This is a genomic window from Paenibacillus lactis (assembly GCF_017873605.1).
GTDB lineage: Bacteria > Bacillota > Bacilli > Paenibacillales > Paenibacillaceae > Paenibacillus_AQ > Paenibacillus_AQ lactis.
Genome location: NZ_JAGGKI010000019.1, coordinates 15,303 through 31,240, shown reverse-complemented (window position 1 = coordinate 31,240; position 15,938 = coordinate 15,303). Strand labels below are relative to the sequence as shown.

The 15,938-nt window shown below is 52.3% G+C and carries 12 protein-coding genes; 8 read left to right on the top strand and 4 right to left on the bottom strand.

From position 1 onward, the window contains the following. Nucleotides 1-47 precede the first annotated feature (47 nt). From J2Z18_RS24930 to ptsP, 3 genes are all read left to right on the top strand, one after another. Nucleotides 48-470: a CoA-binding protein gene (locus tag J2Z18_RS24930; RefSeq protein ID WP_007129612.1), complete on the top strand. Its 423-nt coding sequence runs from the start codon at nt 48-50 to the stop codon at nt 468-470. Nucleotides 471-668: 198 nt separating this feature from the next. Then, nucleotides 669-2,552, top strand: coding sequence for a glucose PTS transporter subunit IIA (locus J2Z18_RS24925; RefSeq protein ID WP_007129613.1), 1,884 nt, complete (start codon nt 669-671; stop codon nt 2,550-2,552). Next, nucleotides 2,549-4,312 (top strand): phosphoenolpyruvate--protein phosphotransferase, encoded by a 1,764-nt coding sequence (gene ptsP / locus J2Z18_RS24920; protein WP_210095534.1) that lies wholly within the window; start codon nt 2,549-2,551, stop codon nt 4,310-4,312. The genes J2Z18_RS24925 and ptsP overlap by 4 nt, the downstream gene beginning before the upstream one ends. Before the next feature lie 258 nt (nt 4,313-4,570). Here ptsP and J2Z18_RS24915 read toward each other — a convergent pair whose 3' ends face one another. Next, nucleotides 4,571-5,101 carry a type 1 glutamine amidotransferase domain-containing protein gene (locus J2Z18_RS24915; protein ID WP_210095533.1) on the bottom strand — a complete coding sequence of 177 codons (531 nt, stop codon included), beginning with the start codon at nt 5,099-5,101 and terminating at the stop codon, nt 4,571-4,573. 297 nt (nt 5,102-5,398) lie between these two features. Here J2Z18_RS24915 and J2Z18_RS24910 point away from each other — a divergent pair, with 297 nt between their 5' ends. The 4 genes from J2Z18_RS24910 to J2Z18_RS24895 all read left to right on the top strand — a co-directional run bounded on the left by J2Z18_RS24910 (nt 5,399) and on the right by J2Z18_RS24895 (nt 8,209). Then, entirely contained in the window at nt 5,399-5,836 is a 438-nt protein-coding gene (locus tag J2Z18_RS24910; protein WP_244152689.1) for a hypothetical protein, read from the top strand. Between the two features lie 292 nt (nt 5,837-6,128). Next, entirely contained in the window at nt 6,129-6,209 is an 81-nt protein-coding gene (locus J2Z18_RS30950) for a monothiol bacilliredoxin BrxC family protein (RefSeq protein WP_232239316.1), read from the top strand. Nucleotides 6,210-6,379: 170 nt separating this feature from the next. Beyond that, nucleotides 6,380-7,390 carry a catabolite control protein A gene (gene ccpA, locus J2Z18_RS24900; RefSeq protein ID WP_007129617.1) on the top strand — a complete coding sequence of 337 codons (1,011 nt, stop codon included), beginning with the start codon at nt 6,380-6,382 and terminating at the stop codon, nt 7,388-7,390. 117 nt (nt 7,391-7,507) lie between these two features. Continuing rightward, a complete protein-coding gene (locus tag J2Z18_RS24895; protein ID WP_210095532.1) occupies nt 7,508-8,209 on the top strand; it encodes a 5'-methylthioadenosine/adenosylhomocysteine nucleosidase in 702 nt (233 codons plus the stop codon). Nucleotides 8,210-8,308: 99 nt separating this feature from the next. On the opposite strand, the gene J2Z18_RS24890 is transcribed toward J2Z18_RS24895, so the two are convergent. After that, the gene (locus tag J2Z18_RS24890) at nt 8,309-8,941 is read right to left on the bottom strand and encodes a GNAT family N-acetyltransferase (protein WP_007129620.1); all 633 of its coding nucleotides are present in this window, start codon (nt 8,939-8,941) and stop codon (nt 8,309-8,311) included. 295 nt (nt 8,942-9,236) lie between these two features. On the opposite strand from J2Z18_RS24890, the gene acsA reads away from it, so the two are divergent. Further along, complete coding sequence (gene acsA, locus J2Z18_RS24885) at nt 9,237-10,961, top strand: acetate--CoA ligase (protein WP_210095553.1); 1,725 nt, start codon at nt 9,237-9,239, stop codon at nt 10,959-10,961. Nucleotides 10,962-11,306: 345 nt separating this feature from the next. On the opposite strand, the gene J2Z18_RS24880 is transcribed toward acsA, so the two are convergent. Both J2Z18_RS24880 and rpsD read right to left on the bottom strand, forming a co-directional pair. Continuing rightward, nucleotides 11,307-14,381, bottom strand: coding sequence for a penicillin-binding protein 1A (locus J2Z18_RS24880; RefSeq protein ID WP_210095531.1), 3,075 nt, complete (start codon nt 14,379-14,381; stop codon nt 11,307-11,309). A gap of 509 nt (nt 14,382-14,890) precedes the next feature. Beyond that, nucleotides 14,891-15,493, bottom strand: coding sequence for a 30S ribosomal protein S4 (gene rpsD / locus J2Z18_RS24875; protein ID WP_007129623.1), 603 nt, complete (start codon nt 15,491-15,493; stop codon nt 14,891-14,893). Between the last annotated feature and the right edge of the window lie 445 nt (nt 15,494-15,938).

Sequence of the window (15,938 nt, the reverse complement as noted above, 5' to 3'; positions counted from 1 at the left end):
GGTAGCAAAGAGCCATTCGAAAAACTCCGAAAGGTGGTAACCATCCCATGGCATTTGAAAATCCGAGCCGCGAGCAAATTGCGGATATCTTGAAAAATGCAGGCAACATCGCCGTAGTCGGCCTGTCCGACCGCCCGGACCGCACTTCCCATATGGTAGCTGCGGCTATGCAAAGCCGGGGGTACCGGATCATTCCGGTAAATCCCGGAGCAGACGAAATTCTTGGGGAGAAATGCTATCCTTCCTTGAAGGACATACCGGAGCCTGTAACGATCGTGAATGTATTCCGGCGGAGCGAATATTGCGCCGACGTGGCACGGGAAGCTGCAGAGATCGGCGCCAAAGTGCTCTGGCTGCAGCAGGGCATCATCAGCGAGGAGGCGGCAGCGATCGCCGAGGAGAACGGCATGATCGCGGTCATGGACCGCTGCATTAAGGTAGAGGATTCGATCGCCCTGCGCGGCAAATAATTTTTTTATTTCGAGTGGATGGAAGAAGGGCAAGTCTTGCGAGAGAGTAACCGGCAGTCAAGGATGCGGCACAATCGCGAATCCTGATTGTTTTTGGTTCGATCAAGCAGGACTTGCTTTTTCGTGTGGGGGTGCGGTTTTCTTTTTGACAAAAAGAGGTGGAACGCTTACCATCAAGGATAGAAAGGAGGGCTCGCCTTGAATTGGTTGGGATCGTTGCAGCAGCTGGGCAGAGCCGTTATGCTCCCTACAATGGCGCTTCCGGCCGCAGCTCTCCTGCTTAGCGTGGGCAGTCTGCCGTGGGCGGCCTGGGGCTTCGGAACTTTGGGCGAGATTGCCCAAGCGGCGGGACACGGCGTGTTTTATTATATGCCGTATTTATTTGCCATCGGGGTTGCCTGGGGGCTCTCGAACCAGGGAGGGCCTGCAGGTCTTGCGGCTCTGGCCGGCATGTTTATATATGATCAGGTGATTTCCCGTCTGGGGGATGGAGGCGTTCAGCCCTCCACCTTGATCGGGATCATTTTTGGTGTGCTATCCGGATATGTCTATAACCGCTTCAAGCATATTAAATTGCCTGAGGCGATCCAATTCTTCGGAGGATCCCGCTTCGTGCTGTTGTTCATGGGGCTGTTCTCCGCCGTGTTCGCATGGTTCATGCTGGGGATGGCTCCGATCGTGCAGCGCGGTCTGGACTCCTTCTACGAGCTGACGGTGCATATGGGCGCTTTCGGTTTGTTCCTGTACGGCATCCTGTACCGGGTGCTTACGGCATTCGGCCTGCACCATTTGCTGAATAATGTATATTGGTTCCAGCTTGGAACGTACGAGACCAGTGACGGCACGATTGTTCAGGGGGATCTGCCGCGGTTCTTCGCCGGCGATCCGACGGCAGGCGATTTCATGGCCGGACTGTTTCCGATCATGATGTTTGCGCTGCCGGCTATCGCATTTGCAATCATCCAGGAGGCGCGCGAGGATTTAAAGCCGAAGGTAAAGAAAACGTTTATGCGTTCGGCCCTCGTCTGTTTTTTGACCGGGGTATCGGAGCAGATCGAGTTCGCGTTTTTATTCGCCTCTCCTTATCTGTATGTGCTGCACGCACTGATGGCGGGCTTCGCCATGGTGCTTACGTACATGTTTGATATCCATCACGGCTTTTCGTATTCGGCAGGCTTCATCGACTATGTGCTCAACTACCACCTGTCACAGAATGCCTGGATGATCATACCGATCGGCATCGTATACGGGCTGGTCTATTATTTTCTGTTCCGCTGGGCGATTCGGACCTTCGAAATTCCGACGCCGGGGCGCGAGGAAGGCTCGGCTCTGGAAGGACGGGCCGGAGATATTCCGTATCAGGCGCCGCTCATTCTGGAAGCGCTGGGGGGCAAGGACAATATTGTACAGGTTCAGTCCTGCATGACCCGGTTAAGATTGACCGTGTATAATGACCGCCAGATCGATTCCGACGCGCTCAAGCTGCTTGGCTCGGCAGGCATTATCAAGCTTGGCGGGGGCAATGTGCAAGTGGTGTTCGGGACCTACTCCGAGCTGATCCGCGAGGAAATTAACAAGCTGATGCAGCAGGATCTGCCGCGGGTGCTGTTCAGCGCTCCGGTACAAGGACGCATGCTGCCGATTGACGAAGTGCCGGACGATATTTTCGCCGCCAAGCTGGTTGGCAACGGGGTGGCATTTATACCCGAGAAGGGGGAGCTCGTCTCTCCGGTATACGGTACGGTGATGCATGTGTATCCGACGATGCATGCCATCGGGATTTCCACCCCGGATGGTCTTGAGGTGTTGATCCATATCGGCATCGATACCTCCCAGCTGAAGGGGCCGTTTACGGCTGTCGTCAGCGAAGGGGATACGGTCGAGCCCGGCCAGCTGCTGGTCAAATTCGACCTGGCGTATCTGAAGGCCCACGCCGCATCGCTGGCTACGCCGATGGTGATCACGAATCCGGATAAGGTCAGATCCTGGAGCTATGCTCCGTTCAAATCGGTCAAGAAAGGACAGTCATCCGTCATGTCCGTCGTATTAAATGAGAGTAACGCTGGGGGTAGAGAAACATGATACAAGGCATTGGCGCAGCAACAGGCGTAGCGATCGGAAAGGCTTTCGTATTGCCGCATTGGGAGCTGGATCTTCCGGATTCCGAATTGGACGCCGTCGATTTGGCCAAAGAGTTCGAGCGTCTATATGAAGGCATACGAACCTCCAAGAACGAAATCGAATACATCAAGAATGAATTCAAAGAAATGGTGGGGCACGAGGAGTCGCAAATATTTGACGCGCATCTGGCCATCCTGGACGATCCGGTGTTCATGAACGAAATCCAAGGGATCATCGAACGTCAGTACAAGGCGGCCGAAGTGGCGGTTAAAGAGGCGATTGACCATTTTGTCTCCATGTTCGATTTGCTTGACGACGAATACATGAAGGAACGGGCGCTGGATATCAAGGATGTAGGCAACCGGCTGCTGAAGCATCTGCTCGGTGCGCCGGAGGTTAAGCTGCCTTCCGACACGCAGCCTTATATCCTGGTTGCCAAGGAGCTCTCGCCGTCCCAGCTGGTTCATCTCAATCCGTCCCATGTTCTCGGGATTGTCACCTTGACCGGGGGCAAAACCTCCCATTCTGCAATTATGGCCCGTGCCCTCGGCATCCCGATGGTATCCGGCATCGAGAACAAGCTGGAGAAGCCGATCCAGACCGGTGAGCTGCTTATTGTGGATGGGGATGCAGGGCATCTTTACCTTGAACCGGATCCGCTGACTTTGGAGCGTTATGAAGGCATTCGCGACGAGCAGCGGAAGCGTAAAGAGCAGCTCCAGCTGCTGGCCACGGTGGATGCCGTCACCAAAGACGGGACGTTCTTTAACCTGGCTGCCAACATGAGCTCGGTGAAGGAGCTTGATATCGCTCTGCAGAACGGGGCTAAAGGAGTGGGCTTGTTCCGGACGGAATTTCTGTATATGGACCGCCACAGCTTCCCGACGGAGGAGGAGCAGTTCGAGGTCTACCGTCATGTTGTGGAGAAGGCCGGGCAGTCCTCCGTCGTCATTCGCACCTTTGATATCGGCGGTGACAAGCAGCTTGATTATTTCTCGCTGCCGGAGGAGGATAATCCGTTCCTGGGCTACCGCGCCATCCGGATCTGCCTGGATCGCACGGAGCTGTTTCAAACCCAGCTGGCTGCGATTCTTCGGGCCAGCGCCTTCGGCAATGTCAAAATCATGTATCCGATGATTTCGTCGGTCGAAGAGATCCGGCAGGCCAACGGGATTCTCCATCAAGCGATGGCGGATCTTGACCGCCGTGGCATCGCTTATGATCCGAATATCAAAGTAGGCATCATGATCGAAGTGCCGGCAGCGGTGGCCATTGCGGATCTGTTGGCGGAGGAAGCGGACTTCTTCAGCATCGGAACGAATGATTTGGTTCAATATGTGTTGGCCGTGGACAGGATGAACGAGCAGATCGCCCATATGTACCATCCCTTTCATCCGGCTGTCTTGCGCATGCTCCGGACGACGGTTGAAGCGGCGCATCAGGCGGGGATTCCGGTCAGCGTATGCGGGGAGCTTGCCGGAGATGAGCGGGCGATTCCAATCTGGCTTGAGCTGGGCGTTAAAGACCTCAGCATGTCGCCGCAATCGCTGCTGCGCGTGAAGCACCGTATTCTGAATACCAATGCGGCGGAGGCGAAGAAGGAGGCGGCTGCCTGCTTCAAGCTGCGGACCAACACGGCTGTGGAGGAACGGCTGAATACATTTGCCGAGCGATGCAGCTTTGCAAGCGGAGGCAGCGGCACCGACAGTTCGGCTTCATAGGAGCTTCCCTCCACGTAGTCCGGCTCTATCGTGCGACTCTTTTTTCGAAGGACAAGCTATAACGGACGTACGGAAAACCTTAGGGCATAGGGAGCGTAGTCCGGGATATAGAAGCAAATGGAGTCATTAGAGCATAGCCGATCAAAACGAGTATATCGTGGCTATAATAATCAAAAGCCGCCTGTTTCATGCGATTTTCAAGAAGGGAATCGCATTCGAAACAGGCGGCTTTAGTGTTTAGGGATAGATGGACGAAGCTTACCCGCGTTCGGCGAGCGCATCGCAAAAGGCCTTGCCGTATGGCGGCAAATCCGGCGGGCGGCGGGCGGATATGATGTGGCCGTCAGTCACGACCGCTTCATCCTTCCAGATCGCGCCGGCGTTCTCCATATCATCCCGGATCCCCGGCGTGGACGTGACGGTGACGCCGTTTAATATTTTGGCAGAAATGAGGACCCAGCCCGCATGGCAGATCTGGCCGATCGGTTTCTTGGCCGCATGCATTTCCTGAACCAGCTGGAGCACTTTGCCATAACGGCGCAGCTTGTCCGGCGCCCATCCGCCCGGTACGAGGATTCCGTCGTAATCGCTGCTGTCCAGCTCATCGAAACCGTATTCGGCTGTGGCAGGCACGCCATATTTGCCGATATACGTTTTTCCTTTTTCGGCACCGGCAAGATGAACCTCGGCCCCTTCCTCACGAACCCGGTATACCGGGTACCATAATTCCAGATCCTCGAATTCTTCATCCACAAGCGCAATGACTTTTTTTCCTGATAGTCTTGTCATCGTTATAAGCTCCTTTCCCGTGTGCACCTCTTGACTTCAGCACAGGCTGCGATCTCTTCATCATTGTAACAAAGATCGGCTGAGGTTTCATGGAAACCGTCACGTCCGCACACCGATCAAGAAATCGGATACATATTTGGTAAATAAAGCATTATCACATTTTTGAAGGAATCTCTGGTATGATAGTCGAATAGAACTAATTTAGGTGACAGATTTGTGACAATAGAGTTTGAAAAAGATTATGTTGTTAGATTTGGGGTGGGCGATTTGTTCAAAACCTGTAACTGCGGACAATCGATGAGGTTGGAACTGCGAAAGCTGATTCATGAAAAAAGGATCCGAATATGCCATGTACCAGTATACTCCTGCCAGGCCTGCAAGAAGTATGAGCTGCTTCCACTGATTAAACCGCATCTGCTTCGATATATTGCATCACTGGGCCATGGCGCCGAGAGACTAAGGGTTTCGTTCGCGGACGTTAATGAAGCGGCTTACGTTCTGCGGGAGGTGTTCCGTACATACGTGGATGAATCAACGGTGGATGAAGAGGACCAAGAGCTGCAAGCACGCTGCAGGGAGGCTTTTGACGAAAGGATCAATATGCTGCTGGACCTGTTTTGCTGTGCGCAAGGAATGAAGGATGAGGAGTGGATGAAGCAAATCGAAGGACGTTTGGAGCAACTTAGCGCTTTGAAAACGCTGATTCCTGAAAATTCAGGCTATTTCGCCAGATAATTTTCAGAAAATTTTCGTGGTTGTTGGATTTTTCACGCACTTTTTGTTAGGATAGAGGGTAGGAACTTCAATACAATGATAGGGAATGTATATCCTACGGCGTCGTTGTCGAAAATGACTACTATTAAACAATTACGCGCCGCGCTTGATTCTACGGATAGAAGACCCTTGCTATTGTTCAAGCATAGTACCGGATGCCCAATTGTGTGCGTGAATCTACGGGAAGCGAAGGCAGTCTTGCTTTAGCGTCCCAGCGGGCAGCATGGCTATGATTTGACTTAGGCCACCCGCGATCCGTCCGGTATCGTACCAGGCAGCAGAGGATCTTGGCATCCGACATGAATCGCCTCAAGTTCAAGTTATACTTGTGTAGAAGGAGCGCCAGTCTGGCATACATCCATTCCCATATTACGACTGAAGCGCTGACCACCCGATTGAAACGGCATGAATTGCCGTGTCATTGCATGAAGCAGTAATTTGTCGTATCATAAATTCAATTGGTATTGAACGAATGAAAATCTATTGGCAATGGAGAGAAGGAATTTGACGGTAACCATTTACGATGTTGCGCGCGAAGCAGGCGTTTCCATGGCGACGGTATCCCGGGTTGTTAACAATAACCCGAACGTAAAGCCTCAGACCCGGAAGAAAGTTTACGAAGCGATTGAACGTTTGGGATATCGTCCGAATGCGGTAGCCAGAGGCCTGGCGAGCAAGAAGACGACAACCGTAGGCGTTGTAATCCCTGATATTTCGAACTCGATCTTTGCGGAAATTGCCCGCGGTATCGAGGATATTGCGAATATGTACCACTATAATATCATCTTGTGTAATGCCGATAAGCGGAAGGAGAAGGAGATCCGCGTCATTAACACCTTGCTCGAGAAGCAAGTGGACGGGCTCCTGTTCATGGGCGGAACCGTGACGGACGAGCATATCCAGGCGTTCCAGACCTCCGCTGTTCCGATTGTCCTGTGTGCCACCAGCGATGAGAAGGGCTCCTATCCGTCGGTAGATATCGACCATGAGCAGGCTGCATTTGATGCGGTGAACACCTTGATCCGGCACGGACATCGTGAGATCGCGATGATCAGCGGCACCCTTCAGGATCCAGCGAACGGCTATGCCCGCTTCCAGGGATACAAGAAGGCGCTGGAAGCTGCCGGTATCGAATATCAAGAGGATTTGGTCCGTATTGGCAACTATCGCTATGAATCCGGCGTTGAAGCGATGAAATATTTCCTCGGGCTGAAGAAGAAGCCGACGGCTATTTTTGCGGCTACCGATGAGATGGCGATCGGCGCCATCCACAGCATCCAGGATGAAGGCTACAAGGTTCCGGATGATTTCTCGATCATCAGCGTGGACAATATCCGTATGGCCTCCATGGTTCGTCCTCAGCTGACAACCGTGGCTCAACCGATGTATGATCTTGGTGCGGTGGCGATGCGGCTGCTGACCAAACTGATGAAAAAGGAAAATGTGGAGAATCCACGCGTGATTTTGCCGCACGAGACGATTCTGCGTCTGTCGGTAAGCCATGTAAACGAGTAGGCTTGAAATGGATGCATCGGATCGAGGCATCCATAAATTTGAAAAAAAGCTCCTGAAATCAAGGGGCTTTTTTCTGCTGAAAGCATTTTCGAATATCATTTGCGGAGGGGTACAGGAATGTCAACACAGGTAATCGGTCTGATCGGGGCCATGGACGAAGAAATCGAATTGCTGCTGCAGCAGCTGGAGAATAAGGATACAACGGTGAAAGCAGGCGTTTCCTATGCCGCCGGGACCATTCACGGCAAGCAGGTGGTCGTATGCAAGAGCGGCGTCGGCAAGGTGAACGCTGCGGTTACAACCCAAATCTTAATCGATGCCTTTGGCGTGTCGAAGATTGTGTTTACCGGTGTTGCCGGTGCCCTCCACCCGGAGCTTAACATAGGCGATATCGTCATTTCGTCCTCATGCATGCAGCATGATATGGATGTGACGCCGCTCGGTTATTCGAAAGGGGTCATCCCTTACCAGGAGGTGTCCGATTTCCCGGCGGATCAAGCGCTGATAACGCTTGCCGAGGAAGCGTGCAAGGAGCTGGCGGGCGGGCATTATATCGTCGGCAAAGTCCTGTCCGGCGACCAGTTTATCGCAAGCCGGGATACCGTGCAGATGCTGTACAGCGAGCTTAACGGGGCGTGTGCGGAAATGGAGGGCTCTGCGGTAGCTCAAGTATGCCACATGAATGCGGTGCCGTATGTTGTCATTAGATCGATGTCGGACAAAGCCGACGGCTCGGCCCACGTCAATTTCCCGGAGTTTACGGTGAAAGCTTCCAAGCGATCCCACGAGATTGTAAATCATATGCTGTCGAGGCTTTAAGAAGCGTGAGGTCTCTTAGCTTAGGCTAGGATGAACGCAGCGGACCTGCCCGCAGAATCAATATCCCCGAGGGTAAGCCCCCGGGGATATATTGGTTTCTTAGTACATAAAGCGCTGCCTGAAGCGAATGCGGTCGAACTGCTCCTGCGATGACAGCGGGACTTGTCGGCCGATCCTTACCATAAGACAGTTGGCAGGATGGGAGCATATTTCCGGATCGTCGGTCGCGTACCATTCCATATCCACTACCTTCATCAGCCGTTCCATCATTTTGCGGTAGTCCCATACGTTCAAGCCGCTCCCCTTAAGATCCCAATGCCAGTAATATTCGGTCGTAAATACGATATACCGCTCCATCTGGTCTTCCTCGAATGCGGTTTTGATCATCTGCTGGCCGAGGCCCATCGAGCGATAGTCACTAGCGACTTCGATCGCCCCCAGCTCAATTAAATCTTCCATCTTCCCTTCAGACCACCGTTCTTGCTCATCGGGGTAATGGAAGGTTACATATCCTACAATCCTATCGCGGTCCCGCGTGATAATAATTCTGCCCTCGGGGAGGCCTGCAATTTCCACCAATGCCTCATGCTGCTCCGCAGGACGGCGAAACGCCTTTAGATCAGGGTGCATCGTAAGCTTGGATAACTGCTCGGGAGGTACAGGTCCTTCGATGATCAGGCGGCGGTCTTCAGGAAACAAAACATGAGACTGGTAAAGCTTGCAGTGTTCCATCCGTTACGCTCCTTTCATTTCCATACCCTACTTATAGCAAAAAAATAAAAAAATGAAAAGCAATGACAGGAAAACATAACATATGATATAATCACTTCGACATAAAACCTTCACAATTATAACATTGACAACAGGAGTTGGCTTAACGAATCCCTAGGGTTAATTGCTCGATAATCGGAGGCAACGTGACGACCCGCCGCAAGCGCAATGTGCAACTTCCAATGTTTCATTCAATTCAATTTGAAAGCGCTGTCCACCAGGACGAGACTGATTTGAGAATGAGGAGGATGTTATGATGAATCAGACGCATAGCGAAATTTTACCAAGTGAAGTCTCGCATTCCAATATGAAGAGCTACGAGGAAGCACGTTCCGAGTTTTCATGGGATACGATCGAGAGACATTTTACATGGTACGAGACGGGGAAAGTCAACATGGCTTATGAAGCCATCGACCGTCATGTAGCGGAGGGAAAAGGGGATAAGATCGCGCTTTTGTACAGCGATGCGACAAAAGACGAAGCGATTACCTATTCCGAGATGAAAGAGCAGTCCGACAAATTTGGCAATGTACTTCGTAAGTACGGGATCGGAAAAGGCGACAGAGTCTTTATTTTCATGCCGCGGAGCCCGGAGCTCTACGCGAGTCTGCTGGGAATTCTGAAGGTCGGCGCCGTAGTAGGGCCATTGTTCGAAGCCTTTATGGAGACGGCGGTGAAGGACCGACTGGAGGACAGCGGTGCCGTAGCCTTGGTCACGACGCCTGCTCTACTGCCGCGCGTCAAGCGTGACGAGCTGCCTGAGCTGAAGCATATCTTCGTGGTTGGGGATCTGGAGGAAGAGGATCCGCAGCTGATCTCTTATTTCCGGGAGATGGAATCCGCGTCCAGTGAGCTCGAGCTCGAGTGGCTGGAGCGGGAAGACGGATTGATCATGCATTATACTTCGGGCTCGACGGGGAAACCAAAGGGCGTCTATCATGTGCAGAATGCCATGATTCAGCATTATTATACCGGCAAGGTCGTTCTGGATCTGAGAGAAGACGATATATACTGGTGTACGGCTGACCCGGGCTGGGTAACAGGTACCTCTTATGGCATTTTTGCACCGTGGCTGCACGGCGTTACGAATGTGATTCGCGGCGGCCGGTTCAGTCCGCAGGACTGGTACGGCACGCTGGAGAAGAACAAGGTGACGGTGTGGTACAGCGCCCCGACCGCCTTCCGGATGCTCATGGGAGCAGGCTCGGATCTCATCGACCAATTCGACCTGAGCCATCTGCGGCACGTATTGTCCGTAGGAGAGCCGCTGAACCCTGAGGTGGTACGGTGGGGCTATAAAGCTTACAAGCAGCGGATACACGATACATGGTGGATGACCGAGACCGGCGGGCAGCTGATCTGCAACTATCCGAGCATGGCGATCAAGCCGGGATCCATGGGGCGTCCGCTTCCAGGCATTACAGCCGCGATTCTGGATGATCAGGGGAACGAGGTTGCTCCATATACGATGGGCAATCTGGCCATCAAGACGCCTTGGCCGTCCATGATGAGAAAGGTCTGGAACAACCCGGCCAAGTATGAAGAATACTTCCGCATTCCGGGCTGGTATATCTCCGGCGATACGGCGTATATGGATGAAGAAGGCTACTTCTGGTTCCAAGGCCGAATCGATGATGTCATCAATTCTTCCGGCGAGCGCATCGGGCCGTTCGAGGTCGAGAGCAAGCTGGTTGAGCACCCGGCCGTAGCGGAGGCGGGCGTCATCGGGAAGCCGGACGTAACCCGCGGCGAAATCATTAAAGCGTTTATCTCCCTGCGCGAAGGATATACGCCTTCCCAGGAGCTTAAGGATGAAATCTACCGTTTTGTAAAAGAGGGACTGTCCGCTCATGCCGCTCCGCGCGAGATTGAGTTTAAGGATAAGCTGCCGAAGACACGGTCAGGCAAAATTATGCGCCGGGTATTGAAAGCCTGGGAGCTGGATCTGCCGACCGGGGATTTGTCCACCATCGAGGATTAATATCATAACCTAGTGCACAACAGGCTGACTTGCCACTGATCCTACAGTGGGAGTCAGCTTTTTTTGATGTGAACACGTGAATCGGACAATGGATGCCGAATTATCGCGTCCTGAACGTGGGAACGGGGAGGTGATTGCATGAAAAAAAGGAGGCGCCCCGAGGCAAATGAATTGAAATGTGGTCCGCTGTCTGCAGTAACACGTCTAGGCTTGTCGTCCAAGCGAGACGCTGAGCATCGTGGAGCAGTCATCATGACACCGTGCACAGCATAAAAAAAACGCTTCTAACGAAAGCGCACCCGGAAGGATGCGGTTCTTTCGAAAGAAGCGGCTTCGTTGATGTCTTTATTCGGTTTTCTCGAAATAGACGGTTGGCGAAGGTGCTGATTCCCCGGCCGAATTCACGGCAGTCACTCGAAACGTACCGCTCATCGGCCCGCCTACGTAATAATAGTCGGTGCTTTTGCTTGTGCCGAGAACTTGATAGTTCCCGTCACTGTTCGGACTGTAGTAAATGTTATAGGCGATGACCTCTTCCTCCGGCGCATTGCCGCTCCATTTGGCCGTGAAGCCATCCGGCGTAGCGGTTATCGTTGGCTGCCCGGGAGCTGCCGGAGGAGCAGTAACGCCTTCGGAGCCCAGGTCATCCTCCGGAACCTCTTCGGTTAGCCCTTCATCCGTGCCGAGGTCTTCCTCCGGATCCGCCTCTTCCGAGGTGGTAAAGCCCGGTGCGCCGGTACCTACGATCGTGCTAGGCTCGGAAGCATTGCCGGCCACATCCACCGCCACTACGTAATACGAGGCAAACAGGCCGTCGGATCCCAGGCCGGAGAAGACGTAATTGCCATCGGCCAGAACAACCTGGCCTTGATGGGTGAACGGGCTGCCGTTGACCGATTTATAGAGGCGATAGCCTACGACGTCCGGCGAGCCGCTCGCGCTGAAGCTGATCGCTCCGCTGCCGATGTTGTAATGAACGTTTTTCGGCGGCGTAGGCGCCCTTCCGTCATCTTTTCTCGGATCGATCTTGGTCGGCATGCCTTTCTTGGCGTCTTGCGGAAGATAGTATTCCAGCGGTCTGCGTTCTCCCTTCATCACCTTCAGCGCATTCTCGAGCTCTTGGATCAGCTCATCGATCGGCTTCTCCCGTTTAACGACGATCTGCTCTTTGAGCATATCGAGCGGAGTTGCTTCCTGCGGAATGTAATTCACGCCGCGATAGGTAATGTATTTAGCCTTGGCAATGCCATCGTCCGGCTCGGTCGGTACATATTTGGCGTTGAAAATATCCGTAACGAATCGGTCGGTTAGCGCCGTAGGCACTTTCCCGCTGTACGCGGATACGGTCTTGGAGATGATACCCTCCGGCTTCTCAAAGCTCTTCGTCGGGAACAGCTCAGGCTTAACGTCGGTGACCTCATTCATAATTTTCGCCCAGATGCTCTGGGCATGCTTCCGCTGATCTCCGACGAGCACATGCTTTTGCTCCTTGTAGCCGACCCAGACGCCCAGCGTGATGTCAGGCGAATAGCCCATGAACCAGACATCACCGTAGTTCTGCGTAGAGCCGGTTTTGCCGACAATCGGAATTTCATTGAATTTCTTATACGTATCCCGGACCTTGCTTCCGGTACCGTTCGTAATGACGGTACGCATCATGTCGGTCATGAGATAGGCTGTTTGCTCGGAGAACACTTGCTCCGGCTTCACTTCGTGCTTGTAGACGATATTCCCTTTGGAATCGACGATCTTCTCGATCATAAAAGCATCGTTGAATCTTCCTTTATTGCCGATGGAGCTGTATGCATTCGTCAGCTCTTCGACGGTTACGCCCCGACTAAGGCCGCCCAGTACGCCCGTCGCTGCGGAGTAATCCTTCTCCTCCAGCGTGGTGATGCCGAGCTTTTTGGAGAATGCCCAGGCATTGTCGATACCGACGGTGTTGTTGAACAGTTTCAACGCGACCGTGTTGGTGGAATCGTTCAGCGCTTGCCGGGCCGTCATCAGGCCTCTGTAGCCGGTGTATGCGTTCTTCGGTATATGATACACTTTCGAGTAATCTTTCAAAATGATGGGTGAGTCATCCACAACGCTGGCCGGCTGAATCGCTCCGGATTCAAGCGCCGGCAAATAAGCGGCGATCGGCTTCATGGCCGAGCCCGGCTGTCGTTTCATCTGGGTGGCGTGGTTCATCTGCTCGATGTTGAAATCACGCCCTTCGATCATGCCGAGGATGGCTCCGGTTTTGTTGTCGATCATCATCGCGCCCGTTTGCTCCACGCCCTTCTCGCTGTCCGGGAAGAAGTTGCTGTCATCTTCCGCAATGGCGCGCATCGTGCGGTATACCGTGCGGTCAATCGTTGTATATACTCGATACCCGCCGGTCAGCAAATCCGGTGTTTCCTCATCTTTTTTCTCTTTGCGGTCATTGGCAGAACCCTCGAGTTCCAGCTGTGCCAAAATATCGGATGCCTGGCGTTCCACTTCCATCATGAGATACGGATAAGTCACATAAGCCTTCTGCGTCCGCGGTGCCAGCGCTCCCTTAATATCGAAGTCCAGCGCTTCGCGATATTCCGCCTGCGTAATTTTGCCTTCCTTGAGCATGCTGTCCAGCACCCGATGCTGGCGATCTATCGCCCGTTTGAAGGCCTTTTCATCAAATTCGCCCTTCCCGTTAAAGGCAGAGTAGGAGGATGGAAGCTGCGGCAGGCCGGCAAGATAAGCAGCCTGGGCGATATTCAGGTCCTCCAGCTTGTTGATGTTGAATATCCCTTTAGCGGCAGCTTTGATACCGAACACCTGGTAACCGCTTGAACCGTTGCCGTAAGGCACCTTGTTCAAATAGGCGGTCAAAATCTGATCCTTGCTTAGAAACCGCTCCATACGCATCGCCAGCAGCATTTCCTTCACCTTCCGGTTATCCGTGCGGTCACGGCTGAGGAAGGTCAGTCTTGCAAGCTGTTGGGTCAGCGTGCTTCCCCCGGTCTGGACCGGCTCGTTCAGCAAACGTTCTTTAACTGCGCGCGCAGTGCCTTTTATGTCAACACCCTTATGTGTATAAAAACGGTTGTCTTCTATGGATATGACGGCATCTTTAACGATTTGGGGAATTTCTTCAAATTCGACAGGTCGTCTGTCTTCTTCCGTCCTGAGCTGCCCGATCGGCGAGCCGTCACGGAAGTAGGCAAACCCGGTAATGGCATTATCGTTCATCGTCTTCTCGATGAGTGCCCGCGACCTTACAGGCTCATCCTTAACGATCGAGGTGACATAGCCCGCAACGGCTCCTCCGGCGAACAACACACCTGTCAGGCCTATAATAAAAAGCCATCCGATGACAGATCCGAAAACCCGCAGAAAGGAACGTTTTCGCGGTTTTTTCTGTTTTCCGGAACCCTGTTTTTTCTCCTCAACCATGAATGATACTCCTCCTTTTTAACGCACCTATTATAGCATAAATCGAAGGGTTTGAATCATTTGTCCTTTATAGAATGTCCTTTTTTAAAGAAGAATGATTTATTTTGGAATGCTTAAATGCTGGATGCATTTATTACCACACCAAGGAGGCTTCAAGGAGGCGCTGCTAGCGGCCGATCGCGGAGCAAACAGACGGGGAAAACGGTTAACGCGAGCAGTCGACTCAGGCCGCATGAACCGCCAATCGACAGCTCCTGGCTCAAAATACGGACGGAGAGGGGCGGGGAACAAGCATGGACGCGAAACAAATGGATTGGAAACAAGCATGAATTGGAATCAAGGATGGATTCGAAACCAGCAGGGACGGGGAGGGCAGGGGAAGGCTCGAGAGGATCGTGGGTGGCAGCAGCTTCGACGCTGCATATTGAGGTAATGAATGGGAAAGCCGGCAACAAAAAAGAAACCTGAAGGCCGCTATGGCTTTCAGGTTTCTTGGGCTCCGCAGAATCTTAGCGGTTGTAGAATTCGACGATTTGCTTCTCGTCGATATCTTGGGAAAGCTCGGAACGCTCTGGAAGACGGATATATTTCCCTTCCAATGCAGTTTCGTCGAACTCAAGGTAAGCAGGCAAATGTACGCGGTTAGCCAGTGCTTCTTTAACGGAAGTAAGGTTGCGGCTTCTTTCACGAAGACCGATTACATCGCCAATGCTTACGGAGTAAGAGGCGATATCAACTTTCTTGCCGTTTACAGTTACATGACCGTGAGCAACGAGCTGACGGGCACCTGCACGGGAATTGCTGAAGCCAAGACGATACACGAGGTTGTCCAAACGGCTTTCAAGCAGGAACATGAAGTTCTCACCCGCGATCCCTTTCATGCTGGTTGCTTTATCGAACAGGGTGCGGAATTGCTTCTCGCCCAAGCCGTACATGTGGCGCAGCTTTTGCTTTTCTTGAAGCTGCATGCCGTAGTTGCTGACTTTTCTCCGTTGGTTAGGACCATGTTGTCCAGGAGGGAAAGGGCGTTTTGCTAATTCTTTACCTGTACCGCTCAGGGAGATTCCCAGACGGCGGCTCAATTTAAATTTAGGACCGGTGTAACGTGCCATTGTTATATAGACTCCTTTTTTAAATAAATTTCATTAGGGCTCTATTTGCGCCGTATTTGTTTGCTCTAACCAGTTAAGCCCGGAAGATCTGCCAGGAAAGTTCAGCCGCTGTCCCGACAGTAACAAATAACGTGAGGGTGACACAACGTTTCCGCCCAAATTCATCGAATGCATTGCATTCTTACTCAACAATAAATATTATATGAAGTAATGACTTAAAGTCAAGCTTAACCTATCGAAAAGGTTGAAAGGAGTTTGTCTAATTTTGTCGATAGGACCATGGACCTAAAAATATTGCGATGAATGCAGAAAAGTTAATGCAAAAATGGGTAGAAAAGAGTAATATAAGATTGGATTATGTAGTCGTTTATATCTAGATGTCTTTCAGCAAGAATGGAATCCTTACATATATTAAATACAATTTATGGACGCCAATGTCTTAGAC

Excerpts from the sequence above, each read along its gene's own strand:
- J2Z18_RS24930 (WP_007129612.1), top strand. The coding sequence starts at position 48 with ATGGCATTTGAAAATCCGAGCCGCGAGCAAATTGCGGATATCTTGAAA.
- ptsP (WP_210095534.1), top strand. The coding sequence starts at position 2,549 with ATGATACAAGGCATTGGCGCAGCAACAGGCGTAGCGATCGGAAAGGCT.
- J2Z18_RS24915 (WP_210095533.1), bottom strand. The coding sequence starts at position 5,101 with ATGACAAGACTATCAGGAAAAAAAGTCATTGCGCTTGTGGATGAAGAA.
- J2Z18_RS24910 (WP_244152689.1), top strand. The coding sequence starts at position 5,399 with ATGAGGTTGGAACTGCGAAAGCTGATTCATGAAAAAAGGATCCGAATA.
- J2Z18_RS24895 (WP_210095532.1), top strand. The coding sequence starts at position 7,508 with ATGTCAACACAGGTAATCGGTCTGATCGGGGCCATGGACGAAGAAATC.
- J2Z18_RS24890 (WP_007129620.1), bottom strand. The coding sequence starts at position 8,941 with ATGGAACACTGCAAGCTTTACCAGTCTCATGTTTTGTTTCCTGAAGAC.
- acsA (WP_210095553.1), top strand. The coding sequence starts at position 9,237 with ATGAATCAGACGCATAGCGAAATTTTACCAAGTGAAGTCTCGCATTCC.
- J2Z18_RS24880 (WP_210095531.1), bottom strand. The coding sequence starts at position 14,381 with ATGGTTGAGGAGAAAAAACAGGGTTCCGGAAAACAGAAAAAACCGCGA.
- rpsD (WP_007129623.1), bottom strand. The coding sequence starts at position 15,493 with ATGGCACGTTACACCGGTCCTAAATTTAAATTGAGCCGCCGTCTGGGA.